The sequence below is a fragment of the Rothia koreensis genome, assembly GCF_052232265.1.
Lineage (GTDB): Bacteria > Actinomycetota > Actinomycetes > Actinomycetales > Micrococcaceae > Rothia > Rothia koreensis.
Window position 1 is genome coordinate 2,787,347 of record NZ_CP197643.1, and the last position, 22,805, is coordinate 2,810,151.

The window sequence follows — 22,805 nt, forward strand, 5'->3', positions numbered from 1 at the left end:
ACTACTTCTTGCCGTTCGACACGGCGTCGGCAATCTTGTCGATGAAGTCGGTGTTGTCCACCAACCATTCGATGCCCAAGGGGGTGTTGCCCATGCCGAGACCGTTCTTCTGGTCGGAGTCCAGAACTGCCGCGTCCTTGGCGATCGCAGGGATCTGCTTGAGGACGTCGTTGGACTTGATCTTCTCGACGTCGTCCTTGGACTCGACCCAGGAGTAGATCATGTCGGAGGTCAGCTCGGAAGCGCGTTCGTTGGACCAGGTTCCGTAGAAGGTGTCGGCCTTGACGGACTCGGCGGCCTCCGAGTTCTTCATGCCGAGGCTCTCGAGGAAATTCACCCGGCCGTCCCCCTGGGTGTACACGGAAATGCTCGGCTGGGCTTCGGAGACGGACAGGTTCGAAGCGACGAACGTGGCGTCCTTGATCTGGCTGTGCTTTTCGCCGGCCTCCTTCAGCTTGGACTCGACCTTCTTGACGACGTCATCGGCCGTGGACGAGCGGCCGAGGGCCTTGCCGATGGTCCTGGTCGAGTCCTGCCACGGAACCATCCAGCCGTCCTTGTGGTCCTTGGAGTAGACCACGACGGGAGCGATCTCCTTGAGCTTGTCGAAGGTTTCCTGGTCCATGCTGCCGACCGCCGCGAGAATCAGGTCCGGGGAGAGCTTGGCGATCTCCTCGAAATTGATCCCATCGGTCTCAGAGAACCGCGTCGGCTGGTCGCCGCCGAGCTCCTTGACCTTGTCATCGAACCAGTCGGTCGAGTGGTTCTTGTTCTCGCCCCAACCGACGTACCCGGAACCGATGGGGACGACGCCCAGCGAGAGCGCGATCTCGGCGTTGATCCAGCCGAGCCCGACGACCTTCTTGGGCTCGGAGTCGATCTTCGTCTCGCCGAACTGGGATTCGAGGGTCACGGGGAACGCATCGGGATCCGCCGACGAGCTGCCGCCGGCCGCGGACGAATCCTTTCCGTCGTTGGAGCCCGTCGAGCATCCGGCCAGGGCGAGCGCCGCGGCGGACGCGGCGGCTGCTTTCAAGAAGGTGCCACGGGAAATGGAAACCATAATGTGATGTATCTCCTAGTCAGGTGGGGCTGCGTTCGATCGAGGGAAGCGATCGCCGGGCTCCCTGGGGTGCGGGTGTTCGTGACCGTCGGGTGCGAACTCGCCCCCAACATAAGGCAAGCCTCATCATACTATGGCCCAGACCGAATTAGGACAGTCATTTGTGATTGAATCCATGCCTTCGGTCGTGACAGCTCCGGCCTCGCCGCAGGCACGCGGGCAATCGCGAGCACGGACACGAAGCCTGCGGCGAGGAAATCATCTGAAATGATGGCTTCATGACTTTCTCTCGACGTTCCACACCGCTGGGCTCTTCCGTTTTCCCCTCTGACTGGACCCCCACCGCGGTGGTCTTCGACTGCGACGGCGTCCTGATGGACACGGAGAAATCGTGGGTCACCACCATCGCGCGCGTGAGCCACGATCTGGGGCTGGCGAGCCCCGAACATCTCGCCGACCGACTGACGGCCCTTCCGGCCGCGACCATCGCCGAGGCCCTGGCGGCCGAGGAGCTTCCCGAGAACGCACCCGAAGCGGAGGTACAGGGGCGCGGTCAGGAAATCCTGTCGATGCTCTCCGCTCTGGACGTTCAACGCATCGAGCGAGGCGTCGACCTCATTCCTGGCGCCATGGACCTGGTGCGCGAGTTCTCAGAGGTCCTGCCGGTCGGTGTTGCGTCGAATTCGACGCGAACGATCCTCGACGCCAAATTGGAGACCACCGGGTTCAAGAAGTACCTGGGGACCTGGGTTTCCTGCGACGACGTCGCCCAGGGAAAGCCCGAACCGGACATGTACATCCGGGCCGTGAACAACCTGGGAGCCCAGTGCGATCGGGCGCTGACCTTCGAGGACTCGACCCCGGGCGCAGAGGCGGCCGTGGCAGCCGGGACGAGAGTCACGGTGCTCGCGGAGGATGTCGACGCCGCCCCTCCGGCCCACTTCGCCACCACGAGCTTCGAGGACCCAGAATTCCGCCAGATGGTCCGCACCTGGCTCGGAACCGGGTCCTAGAGTCTCCGCTCGTCGAGCCACGGCGGGTGCACGACACAAAGCAACACCCGGCGTTGCGGGGCTCGCACTTCCTCGCATCACCGGGTGTTGCCTAGTCAGGTTATCCAACGCAGCTGACATTTCGGTGCATTGGGCCTGAACCGATCCTGAAAGGTTCTGGTCTCCAACGTATCCACAGGCCGTTACACGCGGCGGTCGGGAGGCCTACGATGGAAGAAGCAGTCGAGCCCGAGCACGAGGTGCCACGGGGCCTGAGGGGAGGCACGGAATGAGCAGCACCAGAGGCGCCGGCGGAATGCATGCCGCGGACGAGGAGCCACCCGCCTACGGGATCAGGATCAACGGCCCCGGTGGACATCACCCGGACCACCAGACCTCCGGTTCCCGTGGACCCATGGCGGGCGCGGACAACGGCTCGGCCACACCCCACCCCATTCGCCCTCGGGCCAGCGCCTACCGCCGGATGGTCGGCGGCCTTTCGTTTGCAAGTTGCATGCTGGGGATCCTGGTGGTCTTCGGCCTCGCGGCGGCCGCACACCCGCGGTGGGCCATTCTCGGGGCACTGCCCCTGGTGGTCGGAGCCGCCGGGCTGATATCGGTCCGGTGGCGGCTGGTCCCTGTCTTTCGGGACCACGAAGGCAGGCGGCAGGCCCGTCGCGGCACACGGTGGTTCTGGCTTCCAGCAGGCATGGTCGCGCTCAGCATCGTTTTCTTCGTGATCGGGTACATGGTTCCCCACTGGATGCACGGGTCCAACGACGTCCTCGTGCGGAATCATGTGGTGATGTGGACCGAGTTGGGATTCTTGTTCCTTCTCATGGCGAGCCTCGCCGCCGGCCTCGTCGCCCTCGGCCTGTGGAGCACTCCCGACGACGACGATGCGATCCTGCGGCGCACGGACTACGCCGAGCGCGACAGGAAGAAGCGGGGCGGATCGACCGGGGACCTCTACGATTCGGACTGGATCCAGGGACACGGCTGAGTACTCTCGGGCCGCGGTGAATGGCCCCGAGCTGTGATCTGTACCAATATGGTTCCCATGGCAACCAGCGCATTCTTCGGTCTCGATGTCGGCACTTCCAGTACCAAGGCGGTATTGGTGGGCCACGACGGTTCGGTCCTCGACTCCCGGACCCGGGAGCACGAGGTCGAGCGTCTTGCTCACGGAGTCGTTCAGATGGACATGACCATCTGGTGGAAAGAATTCCAGGAACTCTACGGCGACCTGGTGCGCAGCAACTCCGTGCGGATCGAGGGCATCGGGGTTTCCGGAATGGGGCCCTGCGTCGGCGTCGCGAGCGAGGGCCGACCGATCGCACCTGCTGCTCTCTACGGCGTGGATTACCGGGCCCGGGCCGAGATCGAGGAGCTCGCCGAGGAGCTCGGTCAGCTGGAACTCCTCAAGGGCTACGATTCCCAACTCACGTCCCAGGCGGGCGGGCCCAAATTGCTGTGGTTCGCCAAGAGGTACCCGGAAGCATTCGCGAGAGGCGCCCGTTTCTATATGCCCTCAAGCTGGATCATCCAGCATCTCACCGGCGAATACGTTCTGGATCGTCATTCGGCGAGCCAGTGCACTCCCTTGTACGATCCCCAGACCCAGGAATGGGACACCGACATGGCGGAGCGTCTCGCTCGCGGCACCGAACTGCCGCGCCTCGGCTGGAGCAACGAGGTCTGCGGCCGGACGCAAGAAATCCCCGACCTGCCGGAGCTCGAGGCCGGAATACCCGTGATCTTCGGCAGCATCGACGCCTGGGCCGAGCAGGAATCCGTGGGAGCGACCGAGAACGGCGAGTTGTTCCTGATGTACGGGACCACGCTGTTCCTCATCGCGAACTCTGGGGAAAGGCTGCGGCACGCCTCGATGTGGGGAACCACCGGAACCCGCCGGGGCACCCGCAATCTTGCCGGCGGGCTCGCCACCTCCGGCGCGCTGACCCAGTGGTTCCGGGACATCTCCGGGGTGCGCGAATACACGGCCCTCATCGAAGCGGCCGAACAGGTCGCCCCCGGGTCGGACGGCCTGCTGACCCTGCCCTACTTCGCCGGAGAGCGGACACCGATCCAGGACCCGGATGCGCGCGGCGTGATGATCGGGCTGACCCTCGAGCACGGACGGGGACACGTCTACAGGTCTCTCCTGGAGGCAACCGCCTTCGCCGTTCGGCACAACATCGAGGTCATGGAGCGGGCGGGCGCTTCCATCCACTCGATCACCGCCGCGGGCGGTGGTGTCGGTTCGGACCTGTGGCCGCAGATCGTTTCCGACGTCACCGGTCGGCCACAGCGCATCCACCGCTATTCCGTGGGTGCGGCCTACGGTGATGCGTTCATGATCGCGGAGGCCCTCGGCGTCGTCGACGACCTGGATCAATGGAACCCGGTCGAAAAGACCATCGAGCCCCGTGAGACCCCCGTGTACGACGCGCTGTACGAGGACTACCGGAGCCTGTACGAGGCAACCGCAGACATCCAGCACCACCTGGCGGGGGTCGCCGAGAGAACCGGCCACGCACCCGAACAACCCGAGCCCGACACGTCGACCACCATCACCGAGGAGCAAGCATGAGTGAGCAACCGTTCGCTGGCAGCATCGCCGTCGTCACGGGCGCGGCAAGCGGTATTGGCGCGGCCATCGCCGAACACCTGGCCGCGAAGGGCGCCCGGATCGCCGGGGTCGATGTGTCACCGGCACTCGAGGATGCGCTCGCCGCTTTGCCCGGAAGCGGTCACCACGGCTTTCGTGCAGACCTGTCCGATCCGGCGGAAGTCGGCAAGGTGACCGACGACATCGCCTCCGGCCTGGGGACACCTCAGATTCTCGTCAATTCGGCCGGGGTGGTCTTCCTCGATCCGGCCACCGAGCTCAGCCCCGGGGACTGGAAGAAGACCATCGATATCAACCTCAGCGGCTCCTTCTACATGGCCCAGGCCATCGGTCGACTCATGACGGACGCCGGGTACGGGCGCATCGTCAACCTCGCGTCCCAGGGCGCGGTGGTCGGGTTGGACCAGCACGCCGCATACTGCGCCTCGAAGGCCGGCATCGTCGGACTGACCAGGGTCCTCTCCCTCGAATGGGCACCAAAGGGAGTCACGGTCAACGCGGTCTCGCCGACCATCGTCGAAACCCCACTCGGCAAGAAGGCCTGGGCCGGGGAAAAAGGAGAGGCGGCTAAGCGGCAGATTCCTGCCGGGCGCTTCGCCCAGCCCGAGGAAGTCGCGGCCATGGTCGGGTACTTGGTGTCTGAGGAAGCCGCCATGGTCACGGGCACCAATATGGTCATCGACGGCGGCTACACGAGCGTATGAACAGCCTCGATGGCTCCATCGCGATCGTCACGGGCGCGGGGCGCGGCATCGGTTTCGCCGTTGCGAGAGACTTGGCCTCGCGCGGCGCCTGCGTCGTCGGCGTCGGGTCCTCACGGCAGGTCGAGGACTCCGTGGCCAGGCTTCCCGGTAGCGACCACATGGCCGTGCGCGCCGACCTGTCGGACCCGGACGCCGCCCGCCACGTGGTGGATCGGGTGGTCACCGAACGAGGAACACCCCAGATTCTGGTGAATTCCGCGGGGATCTCCAAGGTCGGTCCGGCGTCCGAAGTTCCTTCCGAGGACTGGCGGGCCGTCATGGACGTCAACCTCGGCGGCACATTCTTCATGGCGCGGGAAGCCGCACGGACCATGATCGAAGCCGGGTACGGCCGCATCGTGAACCTGGGTTCCCAGGCCGGCGTCGTCGGGCTCGAGGACCACGCGACGTATTGCGCGTCGAAGGCCGCGGTATCCGGACTGACCAGGGTCTTGGCCGCCGAATGGGGGCCGCACGGGGTGACCGTCAACACCGTCTCCCCCACCATCGTCGCGACCGACATGGGAGCAATGGCCTGGTCAGGGGCCAAGGGCGACGACGCCCGGAGCAGGATTCCCGCAGGCCGCTTCGCGGATCCGGAAGAGGTCGCGGCCATGGTCGGTTACGTCGTCTCCCCCGAAGCCGGAATGATCAACGGGGCGGACCTGCTGATCGACGGCGGCTACAGCAACGTCTGACCGTCCGTCAGGCTGTCTCCGGGTAGATCCGATCGCGGCATTCGACGTACCGGTCGAGGAGCCACGGCGTCGGGTCGGACGTGACCTCCACGGTGTCCGCGGCCTCCCAACGGGGCGGCTCGCTCGCACCGGACAACGCCCACGCGGCTTGCCGAGCCGCTCCGAGGGCCACGAATTCCCGCGTTTCGGGCAGGAGCACCGGTCCCCCGATCACGCCGGACAATATCTGTTGGAAGGCCCGCGACTGGGCGCCCCCTCCGATCAGGAGGACGCGTTGCGCCCGTGTCCCGGTCTGCTGCTCGACCTTCCTCAGACTCTCGGCCATTGAGCATGCCAGCCCCTCGATCATCGCCCGGGCCATGGTCTCCCGCGAGAAGTCGGCACCGATATCCAAGAACTGGCCCCTGGCCTCCGGGAGGTTGGGGGTCCGCTCGCCCGCGAGGTACGGGACGAACACGGATCCGCCGGCCCCGGGCTCGACGGACAGCGCCATGTCCGAGAGTTCCTCGTGGGAGACGCCCAGCAGGTGCGCGGCCTTGTCGAAAACCTGGGCCCCGTTGAGCGTGGTCGCCAACGGCAAGTACCGTCCGGAGGCATCGGCGAATCCCGAGATGGATCCCGTCGGGTCCTGCGACGGAACATCGCTGACCACGGCGACCACCCCCGAAGTTCCGATCGACATGCTGACGTCGCCCGGCCCCATACCAAGGCCCAATGCCGCGGCGGCGTTGTCTCCGGTTCCCGGGGCGATCAGCGCACCCGTGGAGGTCTGCCCCACGGCCTGATTCGGCGAAGCCAGGCGGGGCAACTCGACCGCGTGGCCAGCCGCCCATTCCGCGACGTCCCTCAGCCACTGTTTGGACTCGGGATCGTAGTACGCCGTCCCCGAGGCCTCCCCGTGGTCCGTCCAGAGGTCGCCGGACGTGTTGAGGGTCCAGGTCAGGTAGTCGTGCGGCAACGCGATCCGGTGAATTCTTTCGGCGTTCCGCGGCTCGTTCTCGCGCACCCACCGGACTTTGGTCGCCGTGTAGGAGGCCACCGGGACGCTTCCGATGCGGCGTGCGGCCTCGGCCGGACCGCCCAACCATTCGAGCAGCTCCTCGGCCTGGGGCGCCGATCGGGTGTCGTTCCACAAGAGGGCGGGGCGGATCACGTCGTCGTTCTCGTCCAGGAGAACCATGCCGTGCTGCTGTCCGCCGACCGCCACCGCCGAAGCCCGGGGAAGGAGATCCTCGGTCACCGTCCTGAGCGCGGCGACCCACTCCGTGGGGTCCACTTCCGTCCCGGCGGGGTGAGCGGCCCGGCGTTCCTCGACGACCTCTCCGGTGGCGGCGTCGACCAGCACCGCCTTGCAGGATTGCGTGGAGGAATCCACACCCACGACGTACGTACTCATGCCGAACGCTCCTTCACGACTCTTACTGGCACCGCAAATCCCCGGCGCAGACCCATGGAATCCGCCGGGGACGCGCACACCCACGCTATATCAATCGGCCAGGAGCTTCTCCAGGGTCTTGAGGCTGCCGACCTCGTGCAATGACCGCAAGACCGCGACGTACTCCTCCGTGAACCGGGGCTGATCGACCAAGTCGCCGAAGAAGTCCTTGTCCCTCAGGAACGCGAGTTCGTCCTCCTTCTGGGCCTGGGCGGCGGCTCGGACCTTCTCCTCCGCGTTGTCCACGATCGCGATCGAGTTGCCCTGCTCGTCGATGCCCTCGGCGTAGCGCGCCCAACTGGCCACGATGGCCGCCGCCATGCGCACCTCGCCACCGCTTCTCAAGTTGTCCTGCACCACCGGAATGAGCCACTTCGGTATGCGGTCCGAGGATTCGGCGCAGAGCCGCGGCACGGTGTCCTTGACGTACTTGTTGGTGAACCGGCTGATGAGCGTGCGGGCGTATTCGTCCACGTCGATTCCCTCCACGGGATCGAGCGTCGGTTTCGCCTCGCGCATCATGTAGGCCATGAGGAAGTCGGCGATCAGCGGGTTCGACACGGCTTCGTCCACCTTGTGGTACCCCGCGAGGTGGGCGAAGTAGCACAGGCCCTGGTGCGAGGAATTCAGCATCCGGAGCTTGAGCTTTTCGTACGGCTCGACGTCGTCGACCATCTGGACCTCGACGTCTTCGTAGGGTGGCCGACCGTTGACGAAGTCGTCCTCCATGACCCACTGGATGAAATCTTCGGTGATGACGGGCCAACCGTCCTCGTATCCGAATGCGTCTCGGACGTACTGCCTGTCCTCGTCCGTGGTCGCCGGGGTGATCCGGTCGACCATGGAGTTCGGGAAGCTGACGTTCCCCTCGATCCAGGAGGCCAGTTCCGGGTCGACGGCCCGGGCATGAGCGGTGAAAACCCGCTTGGCCATGTCGCCATTGGCCTGGATGTTGTCACAGCTCCGGACGGTGAACGGGGTGATGCCCCGCTCGCGGCGCACCTTCAGCGCCTGAGTCACCAGCCCGAAAACCGTACGCGGATGCTCCGGATCCGCCAGATCCGCGGCCACCAGCGGGTTCTCGAGATCGTATTCGTGCGTGACCTGGTTGAAGTTGTACCCGCCCTCGGTCACGGTCAGGGACACGATCTTGATGTTCTCCTGAGCGAGGTACTCGACCGCGCCGGCCGGGTCCTCCGGGGCCCAGATGTAGTCGACGATCGATCCGATGACCCGAATGTCCTCATGTCCGTCCGGGAAACGAGCGACCAGGGTGTACAGGTAGTCCTGCTCGGCCAGGGTGTCACGCATGAACTTGTCATTCGGCAGAACACCCATGCCGCAGATCGCGAAGTCCTTCGCCTCACCCTGCGACAAGAGCTCGTCCAAGTACCTCGCCTGGTGAGCACGGTGGAAACCACCGACCCCGAAGTGAACCACGCCGACGTCGATTTCGCTGCGGTCGTAGGACGGAACCCGGAAGGTGCTGCCTTCGGGAAGTCGTGACGTCGCAGACCGTTCGATGTCCTGGAGCGTCGAGTTCTTGAGTCTGACCATGATGTCGGCCTTTCGGTAGGCTGCGATCTGTTGCGACCGCTGGACGTCGTTCCGATGAATCGGGATGGAATTACAAGGATTTGCCGAGCAGTTCCAAGATCATCGCCATCGAAATCGCTCCCGGGTCCGGGTGACCGACCGACTTCTCCGCCAGGGGCCGCGCCCTTCCCTTCTGCGGACGGAGTTCGGAGGTCTTCTCTGCGCTCTCCCTGGCATCCGCGACGGCGGCCGCCCATGCCTCTCGCAATGAACCGCCGTGTGCTTCGAGACTGTCCGCGAACGGCAGCAACGCGTCGAGAAGGGTCTTGTCGCCGACCGAGGCGCCGCCGAGGGTGACCATCGAGTCCGCGAAGGCCCTGACGGCACGAAGGAGGTCGTCGTCCGCGAAGTCCTCCGCGGCGTCGTCGATCGTGTTCGCCGCTGCCTCCAACGAGGCTCCCCACAGCACACCCGACGTGCCGCCGGCCTGCATGGCCCAGGAACGTCCCGCAGACTTCACGAGCGACGCCGGACCTGCTTTCTCCGGGGCCTCTTCGATGGCTTCCAGGGCCGCATCGCTTCCCCGGACCATTCCGCGCCCGTGGTCGCCGTCTCCCGCGTAGGCATCGATCTCCCCGAGATACGCCTCCTGCTCGTGCATCAGGTCGGCCACGGCCGAGGCCGCGGTCCTGACGCGCTGGGCAATCTCGAGCGCTGCGTCGCTGGCCTCCACGAGAGAGTCCTCGTCCAGGGCCGTCGATTTGCCTTCGTACGTCTCGTCGATGGTTCCCAGCGGAGCACCCTGCTTGCGGTAGGCCGCGGCGTAGGCATCCGCGGTCCACAACGGCTCCAGCTCGTCGTCGAGCCAGAACACGGTCAGGGACACTCCGCCCATGTCGAGACTGGTCACGAGTTCGCCGACCTCGGGGTGCACGATGTCGTACCCGGCATCGCGCAGCAGGGGCGCGATGGTCCTGTAGAGGAGGAACAGCTCTTCGTACTTCGTGGTGCCCAAGCCGTTGACGATCACGCCGATCCGACCGCCGGGTTCCTCCGGAGCATCCTTGAGGACCGTGCGGACCAGGAGCCTGCCCAGCTCCTCTGCCGACAGCCGGACATCGTCACGAATTCCCGGCTCCCCATGGATCCCGAGCCCAACGCCCATCTGGCCGGTCTTGACCTCGAAAAGAGGGGTCTTCGCGCCCGGCATCGTGCATCCCGAGAAGGCGACGCCGAGGGTCCGGGTGCGTCGGTTGGCCAGGTTGCCCAGGCGTTCGACGTCGTCGAGGCTCTTGCCCGCCGCGGCCGCCGCTCCCATCGCCTTGAAGACGGTGAAGTCGCCGGCGATCCCGCGGCGATTGTCGAATTGGGGGTCGGAGGCGATGTCGTCCTTGACGACGACGACGCGGGTGTCGATCCCCTCGGCACGCAACATCTTCGCGGCGATGCCGAAGTTCATGTTGTCCCCGGCGTAATTGCCGAACGTCAGCACGACGCCCTTGCCCTGGTCTGCGGCCTTGGCCACGGAATAGACGTGGGCGGCGGAGGGCGACGTGAAGATGTTGCCGACCACGGCGCCGGAGGCGAATCCCGGTCCGACGAGGCCGGCGAACGCCGGATAGTGACCCGAGCCGCCGCCGACGATCACGGCAACCTGCGGGGTCTTGGGCGGAAGCGAAATCACGCCACCGGGCACTTGGGCCAACCGGTCCGAATACAGGTCGACGAACCCTTCGAGCTGCTCATCGGAGAATTCGGCGGGATCGTTGTAGAGCTTGGTCATGGGAGCGGTCTCCTCCTGGTGGTCGCCGAACTGCGCGCGAGCCGTCGACCTGGTCGTCCGTGGCAGGGGCCTGATGTTCGTGCCCCCAAGGGGTGGCCGAAGGGTGCGGCCCGTGGCTGGCCGGGCCGCACCCGAAGGCGGTTACTGCTGGGGGAAGATCGAGACCTTGATGGACGAGCCGGCCGAGTCGGCGACGCTGTCCAAGGCCTCCTGGAACTTCTCCAGCGGGAACTGATGGGTGCAGACTTCGTCGAGGGGCAGCTTGCCCGACTCGATGAGGCTGATGGCCTTGGGCCAGGTGTACGGCCCGAGGTGCGCGCCGAGGACGCTGAGTTCCTTGTCGTCCGAGATGATGGACCAGTCCACGGAGACGTCCTGGCCGAAGACGGAGTACTCGACGTAGGTTCCGAGCTTGCGCAGGAGGTTGAGGCCCTGACCGACCGCGGAGGGGTGACCGGTGCACTCGATGTAGACGTCGGCGCCGTAGCCGTCCGTCATCTCCTTGATCTTGGCGATCGCGTCTTCCTCGGCGATATTGATCGTGACATCCGCGCCGCACTTCTTGGCGAGATCGAGCTTGGCGTTGTCCATGTCCAGGGCAACGATCGTGAGCGGGTTCTTCTCCCGCGTACCCATGATGGCGCCCAGACCGATGGGGCCCGCACCGGCGATCACGACGACGTCCTCGAACTTGATGTTGGCCCTCTCGACGGCGTGCAACGAGCATGCCAGGGGCTCGGCGAAGGCCGCGTGCTGGGGCTTCACGTCCGAAGAAATTTTGTGCACCCGCGCCCGCTTGGGAACGAGCATGTACTCGGCCATGCCGCCGTCGAAATTGCGGAATCCGAACATGTCGTGCGGGCCGCACATCCAGTACTCGCCGCGGAGACAGAAACGGCATTCCTCACAGGGAACGATCTGCTCGACGACGATGCGGTCCCCCTCATGGACACCGTGGTAGTTGAACGCCTGGTCAGTGCCGGAAACGATCGTGCCGGTGATCTCGTGCCCGGGAATGGTGTCTTCCTTGGCCCACTGGGGACGGTTCTCGTCGCCCCAGAACTTGACGGCCCCGTGGTAGCACTTCAGATCCGACGCGCAGACACCCACGGCTTCCACCTGGATGATCATGTCGTCGGAGCCGAGCTGCGGTACCGGACGCGTCTCGAGGGTGTAGTCCTCTGGCTTGTTGCAGACGATGGCCCGCATCTCGGTCGGTAGAGCGGTGGTGCTCATGGTCACTCCTTCGTGTCGCACGTGATGTCACGCACAACACATTGTTTTAGACCTCAGCACACATGTCAAGCACAAATGTTCACACTGGGGGTGATCGGCGTTACGATGTAGCGAAACCTGAAACACGTCAAGCGAGTACCCATGGACGAGAAGAAGAATCCCAAAGACCTCTACGACGCCGACCGCCTCTATGCCGTCGCGCGGATGTACTACGAAGAGGGCAAGGGGCAATCCGCGATCGCGGAAGCCTTCAAGGTCTCGCGCCCCACCGTCAGCCGCATGCTGACCCACGCACGCACCAGCGGGATGGTCCAGATACGCATCATTCATCCCGATGCGGAGGGCCGGTCCGACCTGGCCGAAAGGCTTCGTTCGGCCCTGCACCTGGAAGAGGTCTACCTCGCCCGCGGCATGCAGCCCTCGACCATGGGGCAAGGGATGCTTCCCCCGGTCCAGCGGGCCGTGGACGCGATGCGGCTGACCTCGGGGGATGCGCTCGTGATCTCCTCGGGGATGGCCCTCTACGGCATCGCGCAGATGAGGCTTTCCCGCATGGACGGGGTCAAGCTGGTGCCGTCGGTGGGCGGCGTGTCCGAGCCGGAGGCCTGGCACCAGACCAATGAAATCGTCCGGATGCTCTCCCAGAACACGGGAAGCACCCACACCCCCTTGTTCGCGAGCGCGATTCCCTCGAAGAGCATCTACCAGGCACTGCAGAAGGACGAGTCCTTCGCAGAAGTGCGCAGGCTGTGGCGCTCTGCCAAGGGAGCGATCGTCGGCATCGGGTCCCCCACCACGGGACGCACCTCACTGTCCTCGGCGATTCCGAAGGACAGCCTCCCCGACTCGATCGGAGACGTCTGCCTTCACTTCTTCAATCGCGACGGTCGGGAGCTGACGTTTCCCGGGTCGGACCGCATCGTGCGCATCCCGACCGAGGATCTGTCCACGATCCCGTATTCCACGGCCGTGGCCGTGGGCGAAGAAAAATGCTGGTCGATCGTCACTGCGGCGTCGATGAAGTTTTTCCGCCGCCTGGTCACGGACGAAGCGACCGCAACCCACATCCTGCGGGCGTTGCGGGTCTAGGCGCTCTCGGCGTTCGGCTGCACTCGGGCCACCCGCACCCACGAGGCGCCGATCAGTCAGGGGTGGGCAAACGAATCGTCCGGCCGCCATCGAGGACGATGACCTCGCCGCTCAGGAACCCCGAGTGGTCCCCGCCCAAATAGACTGCGAGATCCCCGACATCAGTCGGCTGGCCGAGACGTCCGACGGGGTGAAGATCGCGAAGGGCCGAGCGGGCCTCAACCGGATTCTCCTTGGAGTCCAGGTACTTCTCGCTCAGGTCCGAGGTGATCCAACCGGGCGCAATGGCATTGCACCGGATGCCCACCGGTCCGAGGTCGATGGCCATGGCTCGGGTCATACCGTGTACCGCGGCCTTCGAAGCCGCATAGGCCGCGTGGGCCGGGTTGGTGAGCATTCCCTCGACCGATCCGATATTGATGATGCTTCCTCCGCCTCTCTTCCGGAGGTGGGCGACGACGGCCTGCGACAGGAACAGCGGGGCCGTCACGTTGACAGCTTCCATGCGTTGCCAGTCCTTCAGGGGCAACTCCGAGATGTGGTGCTCAGCCATGAGCCCGGCGTTGTTGACCAGAATATCGAGCGCCCCGAAGACCTCGGCGGCCCGGTCGACCACGTCCGCGAGTGCCACCGCGTCCGACAGATCGACCGGCACATGGGCGACGTCGGGACGCTCTTCCAGCTCAGCATCCAGACGCGAGCGTTGGGCGACGACGACATTCGCGCCCTCCTCAAGGTATCTTTCGACGATTCCGCGCCCGATCCCCTGGCCCCCCGCCCGTCACGAGCGCCACTTTGTCAGCGAGTTGCATGGATCCTCAGCTTCCCACCGGCTTCGCGCCGGTCACTTCGATAGTTTCGCCCGCGATGTACCGGGATTCGTCGGAGGCCAGGAAGAGGATGACGTCCGCTATGTCCTCTGGTTCTGCGACACGTCCCAGCGGCACAGTTCGGCCCAGGTCGTCCACAGCGCTCTCGGGGTCGAGACCACGCCGCTCGAATCCGGACCGGAGCATCGGCGTATTGATCTCGTGGGGGCACACCGCGTTGACCCGGATGCCGTCCGGGGCGTGGTCCCGGCCGAGACTTTTCGTGAACGAGGCAACGGCTCCTTTGCTCGTGCAGTACGCGATGTGACCCGGACCTGGATAGACACCCCATACGGAAGAGGTGTTGATGATTGTTCCGCCATTGGCCTTCATCAGAGGAATCGCGGCGCGACAAATGTAGAACATGGCGGTCAGGTTGACGTCGAGGGCCGTGTGCCACATGTCGTCGGTCGTTTCGAGAATCGTGCCCCAGGGGATGATGCCCGCGTTGTTCGCCACGATATCGAGGCGTCCGAATTCCTTCTCGGCCAGTTCAACGAGCTTGCCGCAGTATTCGGGCTCGCGGATGTCCCCCGCCAGATGCACGGCCCGACCCTGCCGGTCACGGATCTCCTGGGCGAGTCTGCTCGTCTTTTCTTCGGCGAGATCGCTCAACACCACGGCCGCCCCCTCGTCCGCGAGCTTCCTCACCAGGGTCTGACCGACGCCGCCCGCCGCTCCGGTCACCACAGCAACCTTGTTCTCGTAGCGCATGTCTATCCGTCTCCTTGCTCATTGAATGTCGCCAGCTGGGCCAGGCACCTTCGGGCGAGGCTCTTGCTCACGCCGGCTTGTCGCGCGATCGCCCCGATCGATTCCCGTCGGGCAGTAGCCCCAGTCCGGCGGGAGGTGTGCGGATCGGCGGTGTATGCTCCGGCACCCACCGCCGAGGCGACACGCTGTATCGCCCATCGGGGAACCCGCGGTGCTGCGCCCAGCGTTCCCTGCCGCATCTGTTGCCGTGGCTCGGGCCGGGTTCCGACGCCCGTCATCGAGGGGTGTCCGCAACCGCCGCCGCCACTGCTGCACGCCCTCCGACGGACACCGCCGCGTCGGCGCGGCCGAGGCCCCCGCAGGTCTCCCACGACTCCCGCGCCACCAGGGTGTGGGCGACGTCGCGTTGCATCTGGTCGATCAAATCCTGGACGTTGCGGAACGGAAGCTGTTCTCTCAGGAAGGCCTCCAGGTCCACGCGGAGTTCGAGACCGTAGAGATCGCCCGTGTACCCGATGACATGGGCCTCCAACAACGGTTCTGCCGACCCCGAATAGAACGTTTGACGTCGCCCGATCGACACGGCGGCCGGATAAGCTGCCCCGCTGGGCAGCCGAACCGTTCCGGCCCACACGCCGTCGAGGTCCTCCCGCCCCGTGATCGAAATATTGGCAGTCGGGAACCCCAGGGTCCGGCCCCTCTGGTCCCCCGGTACCACTCGTCCGGTAATCGTGGTCATGTCGCCATCTCCTTACTGCTCACCCTGCGGCGCGGGACCGGTTCCCTCTGGCCCGGTGTCGTGGTCGGCGTCGTCGATCTCCCGCGCGACCCGGAATCCGCTCTCGATCGCACCGTCGATGAACCCGGCCCAGATATTGGCGAAGTCCCCGCTCGCGAAGTGGACTCTGCCTTCGGCCCGGCTCATGAGTTCGTGGTAGGTCGTGAATTGGTGCGGGCGGCTGATCATCCACGTCTCCCCCGCCCATTCGTCCGACATCCAGTCGTGGCCGGTGGCCTCCAGGACCTCAAGGTCATCGCGCCAGGCCCGCACGGCCTCGCGGACCTGCTCGATGTCCTCGATGTCGAGGCGGCTCGAGTCGGCACCGAACGCGACGAGGACGGCGTCGTCCTCTCCCACGTACTCGGTACGGATCACCGACAACGGGTGTCGGGGTGTCGAATAGGCGAAGAACGGTTCGATCGGCCCTTTGACCCGGATCCAGACCTTGATCCCCTGCGAGGCGGTCTTCTCCTCGGAGGACGATTTCTTCTCGGAGGACAGCTCCGGCGAGTACTCGATGCGGTCAAGCACGTTCTGCGGCAGGGTCACGACGACGTCGCGCGCCCGGACCTCCTGTCCGTCCCCGAACTCGACGGTTGCGCCGTCGTCGTCCTGACGGATCGCACGGACAGGGCTGTCGAGCAGTATTTCGGCCCCAGATTCTTCCGCGATGCGCGCGGCCAGGGTCTTCGTCCCTTCCTTGAGACGGAAGATTGCCGTGGACTCGTGCATCAGTTTCCAGTGCCCCGCCGCGGCGGCGGTCCACCGCAACCCGTTGACGAAACTGCTGCGATCCGGCGGGCCGTTGAAGTGACCCACCCACGCCGCGGCGTTCGCGTCCTGCTCTTCGGGAGGCAGGTTGAGGGCGTCGAGCCGCTCCTGGAGAGTCACGGCATCGGCTTCGGCGAGCTTCTCGTTGGCGAGCGGAGTGTCCGGGCGCGGAATCCAATCGGTCGTGTCCTCCAGGAGCCGGGTCATTCCCGGATCGATGAGATCCATGAATTCTTCGAGGTCTCCGGTCTCCACGTGGCCTCCGGAATACCAGTAGGTCCGTTCGGCACGGGGACCGCGAGTGACTTCGAGACCATAGCGGCTGATTTCGGACCAGACGTGGGGTTGCGTCCAGTGGACCCAGGTTCCGCCGAGTTCCAGGTCCCGGCCCAGGCGGTGGTCCGTCCAGGTGCGTCCACCGATACGGTCCCTGGCCTCGAGGACGAGCACCTTCTTGTTTTTGCGTCCGAGCTCCCGCGCGGCGACCAGACCCGCGAATCCGGCGCCGACGACGACTGCGTCATATGTCTGCATCATGTTTTCCTTCTGTGCTGTTATCCGGTGGCGCTGCTATTGGTTCTCGGGCAGGACAAACTCGCCGTCGACGCGGCGGACCAGGTTCCAGGGGTTCGAATCCAGCAGGCTCTGGGGCAGGAGTGCCTCGGGCGTGGACTGGAAGACCACCGGGCGAAGGAAACGGTCGATGGCGAGGGTTCCGACCGACGTCGACCGGCCGTCCGAGGTCGCGGGGAAGGGCCCGCCGTGGACCATGGCGTCTCCGACGTCCACGCCGGTCGGCCACGCGTTGAACAGCACCCGACCGGCCGTGAGCTGGACCGCCGGGACGAGATCCCGGGCAAAACGAATGTCCTGGGCATCCTCGGGATCCAGGTGGAGCGTCGAGGTGAGCTGACCTTCCGTCGAGTCGACGGCCTGGAGCAGGTCGGCCTCGGAGGAGTATGTGATGACCAGGCAGAAGGCCCCGAAAACTTCGTCGGAGAGTTCGGGTCGGGCCCGGAAGTTCTCGGCCGTGGTCCGGTAGACGGTCGGGGCCGGAGCGTTTTCGGTGTCTCCCTCGTGCCCCCGGGCAATCAGTTCGACCCCTTCCACGTCGGCGATTCGCTTTTCCCCCTCGACGCGGGACCGGCAGATGCCTTCGGTCAGCATGGGAAGCCCACTCACACGGGAGAGCTCCTCGACAACGAGGTCGACGAAAGCGTCCCCTTCAGCGCCCTCCGGAACCCAGAGGAGGCCCGGAGCCGTACAGAGCTGACCCGCCGATCCGTTGAGGGACCCGACGAAACCCTCCGCGAGCGCGCCTGCGTTGTCTCGGATCGCGGACGGCAGGACATACACCGGGTTGATCGAGCTCATCTCCGCGTACACCGGAATCGGTACCGTGCGTGCCGCGGCCGTCTCCATGAGGGAGACGCCGCCGGATCGCGACCCCGTGAAGCCGATGGCCTTGATGCGCGGGTACGCCGCCAGCTGCTGGCCCACGGATTTCCCTGCCCCGTAGACCAAAGAGAATGTTCCCACCGGGAGGCCCGCCGAGATCACCGCGTCCGCGATAGCCTGCCCGACGATGCGGCTGGTCGCGGGATGGGCGTTGTGAGCCTTGAACACGACGGGGCAACCCGCCGCGAGGGCGGACGCCGTGTCGCCTCCGGCGACCGAGAACGCCAGGGGAAAGTTCGAGGCTCCGAAGACTGCAACTGGGCCGAGAGGAATCTTGACCTGACGGAGATCCGGACGGGGCAGCGGTTTCCTGTCCGGAAGGGCCGGTTCGATTCGCGCTCCCAGGTAGTCGCCCGCCCGGGCCACGGTTGCGAACAGGCGAAGCTGATTGGCCGTGCGGACCAGTTCCCCGGACAGTCGCCCCTCGGGGAGCCCGGTTTCCCGCTGGGCGGTTTCGACAACCTGTGTGCCCACGGATTCCAGGTTCTCGGCGATCGATTCCAGGAAGACGGCTCGCGTCTCGGGGTCCGTGGACCGGTAGGTCGCGAAGGCCTCGTCGGCCAGCCGCGTCGCTTCGTCGACCTGGTCCGAGTCCAGAAGCGAGAATTCGTCCCCGAAGGCCTGATTGGTCCGGGGATCCACGCCGCGGACGGTTCCTGCGCCTCCGGTCACCGAGCGCGTGCCGATGAGCGAACCCTGGATGGTGGTCGTGGTCATGAGTCTTCCTCCTTCGCCGGTCCCGCGGCGTCGACAGAGGAAGAATCAGGATCCGATCATTGGCTCACTTGGATCGAGCCCTCGGAAGATTCGTTGTCTTCGTTCGACGTCGCGGAATACAGCAGTTTCTTGATGTCGTGGGCCCCGTTGAGCAGGATCCGCAATTTCTCGTTGCGGAAGCTCACGGAGTCGAATTTGTAGCTCTGGGCCACGAGGGCGAGGGCCGCAACCATCACTCCGTGGCTGTCCTGGATCGGAACGGCCAGCGAGTAGACCCCGTCCTCGAGTTCGTCCTCGATCTCTGCCCACCCGTTGCCCCGCACGGATTCGAGTTCCTTGACCAGGTCGTCGTAGTCCGTGATGGTCTTGGATGCGATCTTCTTGAGCCCCGAAGCCGCCATGGACCTGAGCTCTTGCTCCTTAAGATCCGCCAGCACCAATTTCCCGGTGGCCGACGCGTGCAACGGCCATTTCATGCCGCTCATGTCGTTGAGCCGCACGGCCATCGTTCTGGGCGACTTCTGCATGACCAGGTCGAGGTCGCCGGGCCCCTGCATCACACTCAGGGTCACGGTGTCCTCGAGGTCCTCCGCGATGCCTTGGACGATCGGTTCGACCCGGGCCGCGATGCCTACCGTCGGGTCCACACTGCGAGCGATACGAGCAAGGTCCCATCCGAGCTTGTAATGGTTGCTCGAGCGATCGACGAACCCTTCTTCCTCCAGGGTGAGGAGGATGCGGAAGACCGTGGGCCTGGGCAAGTCGACGATTCTCGCGACTTCGCTGACCGTCACGGGGTCCGGGCTGCCGGCTACGGCCCTGATGATCTGGACCGCCCGGGCCACGGACCGGTTGCCGCCCGTCGTGCCAGAGGTTGCTTCGAGGTCTTTGTCGGTCATTCTGTGGTGGCCTTCCTATCGATTACCACCAGCCTATGGCCTAGCTTCCGTATCTCACGCGGACACCACCCCATCCTTCGAACACGCCTTCCAGGTCTGTTCCGGGTTGCATCTCGATCGCTTCCAGGCAGCTGCCGGGAAGAACGACGTCGCCCTCCGAGAACGTGATCCCGTATTCCGACAGCCGCCGGCAGAGCCACGCGATCGCCGAGATGGGACTTCCATAGATTTCGGACGTATTGCCGGTCATGACCGTGCGCCCGTCGATGTCGATCCGCCCCGGCATGTCCGCAAGATTGACGTCGCTCAGGGACCTCGGTTGCGAGCCGAGAACGATCGCCCCTGTGGAGCCGGAGTCGGCCAACGTGTCGAAGATGCCGATGTCCCAGTCCCTGACCCGGGAGTCGATGATCTCCAGGGAGGGAATCACACAATCGGTCGCGCGGATGACGTCCGCGGACGTGGTGTGTTTTCCGCCCAAGGGACGTTTCAGGACGAACGCCGGTTCCAGCTCGACGAAAGGCTGAATATAGTCCTCGGACGGAAGGGTCACGTTCTCCGGATGGAACTGATGAGCCATGATGTACCCGAAATCGGGTTGGTCGATCCCGAACCGGTTCTGCATCGCTTTGGCGATGTTCCCCAGCTTGAACCCCGCCACCGCGTCCCCGCGTTCGACCTTGAGCCGGACCACTTCCTGTTGGACACGGAATGCGCGGTCGGGCGTCAAACCCGTCTCATCCGGGAAGATTCGGTCGAGCGGTTCGCGACGGTCGGTCGCGTCGACGATGGAGTGGGCGATTGTCTCGATATCCATGAAGTCTCCTATGTGGTTTGCCGCAGGAAGTCACCGAGGTGCCAGATGCGCATCGAGGAGAGCAGCTCCCGCGGATCCCACACGGAGGATTCATCGATGAGCTTCCCGTCCCGGTGCTCGATGAACGATGAACCCATCACGGTCACGGTGCGCCCGGTGGGCGGCACGCCCATGAATTCACCCGTGTGTTTGCCGGTGCTGCGCCAAAGGATCGCGATGACGCCGTCGTCCTCGATCGCGTTGACCACCTCGACGGTGAATTCGCTGAAGGCCGCGGAGGACTGTCGTATCTGCTGGGTGACCTCCTCGATGCCCTCTTCGCCAGTCTTCGAATGACGCCGGTACTCGGAGGCCGCGAGGTCCTCGAAAGCCCGGGTGTCGCCATCGCCCCAGGCACGCGTCCATGCGTCGGTGACCTTGTTCAACATGTCGGTCATCGTGCTACCCCTCCCGTGTGAGCGGAATCGATGTCGATCCCCTCGTAGCGTCCGAACTTGCCACCCTTGAAGAGCAACGCGTCGCCGACGCCGGCCTCCATGACCTCCACGGAGCCGACGATGACGTAGTGGTCGCCCGCCACGACCTCGGACAGAACCTGGCAGTCGATCCACGCCAAGGAGTCCTTGAGACGTGGCGTGCCGAGTGGGCTCTCCGAGTAGGCGACGTCCTTGAACTTGTCAGTGCCCTTGCGGGACAGGGCCCGGCAGACCGGCAACTGGTCCTTGGTCAGGATGTTCGCGGTGAAGCGCTCCATGTGCCGAATGCTGGGCCAGGTGCTCGACGACTTGTCGACGCAGAATGTGACCAACGGCGGGTCGAGCGAGAGGGAGGCAAACGTACCGACGACGAGCCCCATGGGGTATCCCTCATCGGTGCGCCCGGTGATCGCGGTGACTCCCGTGGGAAGTTGCCCGAAAACCGTTCGGTAGTCCTCCTTGGTAATGACGTTCTCCGCCGCGGGGGCGGCTGAGGGTGCAGCGGTCATGATGACTTTCCTCCTTCGTGTGTTCTGTGCGGATCGATCAGGATCCCGCAGTGGACAGGGCTTGGGGCGCGGGGGCCGTGGCCAGTTGGTTCGGGTGTGTGTCCGCCCCTTGTGGTGAAACAGTGGTACGGCGGTACTTGGCCCCGGGGTGATCGCTTCTCAGATGATCCGAGGTCCCGCCGAACAGCGCCGCCCTGAGCGAGGTATCCTCACCCGGCGTCCGCATGAGACCGCGGTCGACGAGTTCGGGCACCACGTGTTCGGCGAAATCGCTGACATCCTGGTACGCCACGGCATGGGCCAGATTGAACCCATCGATCCCTGTCTCGTCGATCCATGACTGGAGCTCGTCCGCCACGGTGGCCGGACCTCCGACAATGACCGGCGAGGTCCCGCCCAACCCGATGTACTCGGCGATGTCTCGCGGCGTCCATTCCTTGGTGGGGTCCATCTTCGAGAAGAGGTCCACCATGGTCTGGCCCGCGTTCGTGTTGACGTTGGCGAGGGGAACGTCCGGGTCGAACGTATCCATGTCCAGACCGGACCAGCCGCTGTACCGAGCCATGGCACCGTCGTAGGAGACGTAGGAGAGGTATTCCTGTGCTTTGCGCTCGGCTTCTTCGTCTGTGGCCGCGCTGATCACGGTGATCATCTGCAGGACCGCAATGTTCTTCGGGTCCCGACCGTTCTCGGCGGCACGGTGTCGCAGATTGTCGACCTGCTTCTTGAGCCCGGCCTTCGAGGTGGCATTCATGAACACTGCCTCGGCCGTTTGGGCCGCCAGCTCCGTACCCCTGCTGGACCCGCCGGCTTGGAAGATCACCGGCGTACGTTGCCGGGAAGGCTCGCAAAGATGGATTCCGGGGACCGAAAAATGCTCTCCCCGGTGTTCCACGGGATGAATCTTGTCCGGGTCCGCGTACATGCCGTTGCTGCGGTCCGCCGGGGCCGCGTCGTCTTCCCAGGAACCTTCCCAGAGTTTCAGGGTCACATCGATGAACTCTTCGGCCCTGGCGTAACGCTCTTCGTGACCGAGGTGGTGCTCCCCCATTCCGTGATTCCTGGCCGCGCTGTCCGAGTAGGACGTCACGACGTTCCATCCGACGCGGCCGTCGGTCAGGTGGTCGAGGGTCGTGAACTTTCGCGCCAGGGAATACGGATTCTCGTAGGTCGTGCTCGCCGTGACCCCGAACCCCAGACGGGAGGTAACGGCGGCCATGGCGGGGATAACGTACGTCGGATCGTTGGCAGGCAGCTGTGCGCCGTCCTTGAGCGCATCCTTGACGGAGCCCTTGTAGACATCGTGGTAACCGACGTTGTCCGCGAAGAAGATTCCATCGAACCCGGCGTTCTCGAGCATGGTCGCGTACTCGGTCCAGTAGCGCACCGAGGTGTACTCATCCCCGCGGTCCTTCGGATGCCGCCAGAGTCCGGCAGACAAGTGAGCGGGGCCCGTGAAATCGAAGGCAAAGAGCCGAATCGGCGTGTCCATCTCGCACTCCTTCGTGTTCATCTAATGAACGTATCGTTTACTGAATGACTACAACCTACGGTAGTCCAAATCACAGGGTCAAGAGCTTTCTCGGT

The 22,805-nt window shown here is 64.9% G+C and carries 21 protein-coding genes; 6 read left to right on the forward strand and 15 right to left on the reverse strand.

What is annotated here, in order from left to right; genetic code table 11:
* Position 1: 1 nt before the first annotated feature.
* Positions 2 to 1,063: an ABC transporter substrate-binding protein gene (locus tag ACTSLZ_RS12425; protein ID WP_436594528.1), complete on the reverse strand. Its 1,062-nt coding sequence runs from the start codon at positions 1,061 to 1,063 to the stop codon at positions 2 to 4.
* Positions 1,064 to 1,341: 278 nt separating this feature from the next.
* Here ACTSLZ_RS12425 and ACTSLZ_RS12430 point away from each other — a divergent pair, with 278 nt between their 5' ends.
* From ACTSLZ_RS12430 to ACTSLZ_RS12450, 5 genes are all read left to right on the forward strand, one after another.
* Positions 1,342 to 2,076 (forward strand): HAD family hydrolase, encoded by a 735-nt coding sequence (locus ACTSLZ_RS12430; RefSeq protein WP_443095209.1) that lies wholly within the window; start codon positions 1,342 to 1,344, stop codon positions 2,074 to 2,076.
* A gap of 268 nt (positions 2,077 to 2,344) precedes the next feature.
* A complete protein-coding gene (locus ACTSLZ_RS12435) occupies positions 2,345 to 3,058 on the forward strand; it encodes a DUF1109 domain-containing protein (RefSeq protein ID WP_129314571.1) in 714 nt (237 codons plus the stop codon).
* Positions 3,059 to 3,115: 57 nt separating this feature from the next.
* Entirely contained in the window at positions 3,116 to 4,648 is a 1,533-nt protein-coding gene (locus ACTSLZ_RS12440; protein ID WP_443095210.1) for an FGGY-family carbohydrate kinase, read from the forward strand.
* Positions 4,645 to 5,391 carry a GolD/DthD family dehydrogenase gene (locus tag ACTSLZ_RS12445; protein WP_443095211.1) on the forward strand — a complete coding sequence of 249 codons (747 nt, stop codon included), beginning with the start codon at positions 4,645 to 4,647 and terminating at the stop codon, positions 5,389 to 5,391. The genes ACTSLZ_RS12440 and ACTSLZ_RS12445 overlap by 4 nt, the downstream gene beginning before the upstream one ends.
* Entirely contained in the window at positions 5,388 to 6,128 is a 741-nt protein-coding gene (locus ACTSLZ_RS12450; protein ID WP_443095212.1) for a GolD/DthD family dehydrogenase, read from the forward strand. Before ACTSLZ_RS12445 ends, ACTSLZ_RS12450 begins: the two co-directional genes overlap by 4 nt.
* A 7-nt stretch (positions 6,129 to 6,135) precedes the next feature.
* Here ACTSLZ_RS12450 and xylB read toward each other — a convergent pair whose 3' ends face one another.
* The 4 genes from xylB to ACTSLZ_RS12470 all read right to left on the reverse strand — a co-directional run bounded on the left by xylB (position 6,136) and on the right by ACTSLZ_RS12470 (position 12,118).
* The gene (gene xylB / locus ACTSLZ_RS12455) at positions 6,136 to 7,524 is read right to left on the reverse strand and encodes a xylulokinase (protein ID WP_443095213.1); all 1,389 of its coding nucleotides are present in this window, start codon (positions 7,522 to 7,524) and stop codon (positions 6,136 to 6,138) included.
* 90 nt (positions 7,525 to 7,614) lie between these two features.
* Positions 7,615 to 9,120, reverse strand: coding sequence for a mannitol dehydrogenase family protein (locus tag ACTSLZ_RS12460; RefSeq protein WP_443095214.1), 1,506 nt, complete (start codon positions 9,118 to 9,120; stop codon positions 7,615 to 7,617).
* Between the two features lie 70 nt (positions 9,121 to 9,190).
* The gene (locus ACTSLZ_RS12465; protein ID WP_443095215.1) at positions 9,191 to 10,882 is read right to left on the reverse strand and encodes a dihydroxyacetone kinase family protein; all 1,692 of its coding nucleotides are present in this window, start codon (positions 10,880 to 10,882) and stop codon (positions 9,191 to 9,193) included.
* Between the two features lie 141 nt (positions 10,883 to 11,023).
* Positions 11,024 to 12,118: a zinc-binding dehydrogenase gene (locus ACTSLZ_RS12470; RefSeq protein ID WP_129314564.1), complete on the reverse strand. Its 1,095-nt coding sequence runs from the start codon at positions 12,116 to 12,118 to the stop codon at positions 11,024 to 11,026.
* A gap of 141 nt (positions 12,119 to 12,259) precedes the next feature.
* On the opposite strand from ACTSLZ_RS12470, the gene ACTSLZ_RS12475 reads away from it, so the two are divergent.
* Complete coding sequence (locus ACTSLZ_RS12475; protein WP_129314563.1) at positions 12,260 to 13,207, forward strand: sugar-binding transcriptional regulator; 948 nt, start codon at positions 12,260 to 12,262, stop codon at positions 13,205 to 13,207.
* Positions 13,208 to 13,259: 52 nt separating this feature from the next.
* On the opposite strand, the gene ACTSLZ_RS12480 is transcribed toward ACTSLZ_RS12475, so the two are convergent.
* From ACTSLZ_RS12480 to ACTSLZ_RS12525, 10 genes are all read right to left on the reverse strand, one after another.
* The gene (locus ACTSLZ_RS12480) at positions 13,260 to 13,970 is read right to left on the reverse strand and encodes an SDR family NAD(P)-dependent oxidoreductase (protein WP_443096140.1); all 711 of its coding nucleotides are present in this window, start codon (positions 13,968 to 13,970) and stop codon (positions 13,260 to 13,262) included.
* Between the two features lie 55 nt (positions 13,971 to 14,025).
* On the reverse strand, positions 14,026 to 14,790 hold the full coding sequence (locus ACTSLZ_RS12485; RefSeq protein WP_443095216.1) for an SDR family NAD(P)-dependent oxidoreductase: 765 nt from the start codon (positions 14,788 to 14,790) through the stop codon (positions 14,026 to 14,028).
* Positions 14,791 to 15,064: 274 nt separating this feature from the next.
* Positions 15,065 to 15,529 (reverse strand): riboflavin kinase, encoded by a 465-nt coding sequence (locus tag ACTSLZ_RS12490; protein ID WP_443095217.1) that lies wholly within the window; start codon positions 15,527 to 15,529, stop codon positions 15,065 to 15,067.
* A gap of 12 nt (positions 15,530 to 15,541) precedes the next feature.
* The gene (locus ACTSLZ_RS12495) at positions 15,542 to 16,879 is read right to left on the reverse strand and encodes a flavin monoamine oxidase family protein (protein WP_443095218.1); all 1,338 of its coding nucleotides are present in this window, start codon (positions 16,877 to 16,879) and stop codon (positions 15,542 to 15,544) included.
* 33 nt (positions 16,880 to 16,912) lie between these two features.
* On the reverse strand, positions 16,913 to 18,517 hold the full coding sequence (locus ACTSLZ_RS12500; RefSeq protein WP_443095219.1) for an aldehyde dehydrogenase (NADP(+)): 1,605 nt from the start codon (positions 18,515 to 18,517) through the stop codon (positions 16,913 to 16,915).
* Positions 18,518 to 18,573: 56 nt separating this feature from the next.
* A complete protein-coding gene (locus tag ACTSLZ_RS12505; protein WP_129314557.1) occupies positions 18,574 to 19,416 on the reverse strand; it encodes an IclR family transcriptional regulator in 843 nt (280 codons plus the stop codon).
* A 40-nt stretch (positions 19,417 to 19,456) separates the two neighbouring features.
* Complete coding sequence (locus tag ACTSLZ_RS12510; RefSeq protein WP_443095220.1) at positions 19,457 to 20,233, reverse strand: 2-keto-4-pentenoate hydratase; 777 nt, start codon at positions 20,231 to 20,233, stop codon at positions 19,457 to 19,459.
* Positions 20,234 to 20,241: 8 nt separating this feature from the next.
* Positions 20,242 to 20,670 (reverse strand): ester cyclase, encoded by a 429-nt coding sequence (locus tag ACTSLZ_RS12515; RefSeq protein ID WP_443095221.1) that lies wholly within the window; start codon positions 20,668 to 20,670, stop codon positions 20,242 to 20,244.
* Positions 20,667 to 21,218, reverse strand: coding sequence for a flavin reductase family protein (locus ACTSLZ_RS12520; protein WP_443095222.1), 552 nt, complete (start codon positions 21,216 to 21,218; stop codon positions 20,667 to 20,669). Before ACTSLZ_RS12520 ends, ACTSLZ_RS12515 begins: the two co-directional genes overlap by 4 nt.
* Before the next feature lie 37 nt (positions 21,219 to 21,255).
* Entirely contained in the window at positions 21,256 to 22,710 is a 1,455-nt protein-coding gene (locus tag ACTSLZ_RS12525) for an LLM class flavin-dependent oxidoreductase (RefSeq protein ID WP_129314807.1), read from the reverse strand.
* Between the last annotated feature and the right edge of the window lie 95 nt (positions 22,711 to 22,805).

Coding starts and splice junctions, on each gene's coding strand:
- ACTSLZ_RS12470 (WP_129314564.1), bottom strand. CDS start 12,118: ATGAGCACCACCGCTCTACCGACCGAGATGCGGGCCATCGTCTGCAAC.
- ACTSLZ_RS12515 (WP_443095221.1), bottom strand. CDS start 20,670: ATGACCGACATGTTGAACAAGGTCACCGACGCATGGACGCGTGCCTGG.
- ACTSLZ_RS12520 (WP_443095222.1), bottom strand. CDS start 21,218: ATGACCGCTGCACCCTCAGCCGCCCCCGCGGCGGAGAACGTCATTACC.
- ACTSLZ_RS12465 (WP_443095215.1), bottom strand. CDS start 10,882: ATGACCAAGCTCTACAACGATCCCGCCGAATTCTCCGATGAGCAGCTC.
- ACTSLZ_RS12495 (WP_443095218.1), bottom strand. CDS start 16,879: ATGATGCAGACATATGACGCAGTCGTCGTCGGCGCCGGATTCGCGGGT.
- ACTSLZ_RS12435 (WP_129314571.1), top strand. CDS start 2,345: ATGAGCAGCACCAGAGGCGCCGGCGGAATGCATGCCGCGGACGAGGAG.
- ACTSLZ_RS12425 (WP_436594528.1), bottom strand. CDS start 1,063: ATGGTTTCCATTTCCCGTGGCACCTTCTTGAAAGCAGCCGCCGCGTCC.
- ACTSLZ_RS12450 (WP_443095212.1), top strand. CDS start 5,388: ATGAACAGCCTCGATGGCTCCATCGCGATCGTCACGGGCGCGGGGCGC.
- ACTSLZ_RS12430 (WP_443095209.1), top strand. CDS start 1,342: ATGACTTTCTCTCGACGTTCCACACCGCTGGGCTCTTCCGTTTTCCCC.
- ACTSLZ_RS12505 (WP_129314557.1), bottom strand. CDS start 19,416: ATGACCGACAAAGACCTCGAAGCAACCTCTGGCACGACGGGCGGCAAC.
- xylB (WP_443095213.1), bottom strand. CDS start 7,524: ATGAGTACGTACGTCGTGGGTGTGGATTCCTCCACGCAATCCTGCAAG.
- ACTSLZ_RS12475 (WP_129314563.1), top strand. CDS start 12,260: ATGGACGAGAAGAAGAATCCCAAAGACCTCTACGACGCCGACCGCCTC.
- ACTSLZ_RS12510 (WP_443095220.1), bottom strand. CDS start 20,233: ATGGATATCGAGACAATCGCCCACTCCATCGTCGACGCGACCGACCGT.
- ACTSLZ_RS12490 (WP_443095217.1), bottom strand. CDS start 15,529: ATGACCACGATTACCGGACGAGTGGTACCGGGGGACCAGAGGGGCCGG.
- ACTSLZ_RS12525 (WP_129314807.1), bottom strand. CDS start 22,710: ATGGACACGCCGATTCGGCTCTTTGCCTTCGATTTCACGGGCCCCGCT.
- ACTSLZ_RS12500 (WP_443095219.1), bottom strand. CDS start 18,517: ATGACCACGACCACCATCCAGGGTTCGCTCATCGGCACGCGCTCGGTG.
- ACTSLZ_RS12445 (WP_443095211.1), top strand. CDS start 4,645: ATGAGTGAGCAACCGTTCGCTGGCAGCATCGCCGTCGTCACGGGCGCG.
- ACTSLZ_RS12440 (WP_443095210.1), top strand. CDS start 3,116: ATGGCAACCAGCGCATTCTTCGGTCTCGATGTCGGCACTTCCAGTACC.
- ACTSLZ_RS12485 (WP_443095216.1), bottom strand. CDS start 14,790: ATGCGCTACGAGAACAAGGTTGCTGTGGTGACCGGAGCGGCGGGCGGC.
- ACTSLZ_RS12460 (WP_443095214.1), bottom strand. CDS start 9,120: ATGGTCAGACTCAAGAACTCGACGCTCCAGGACATCGAACGGTCTGCG.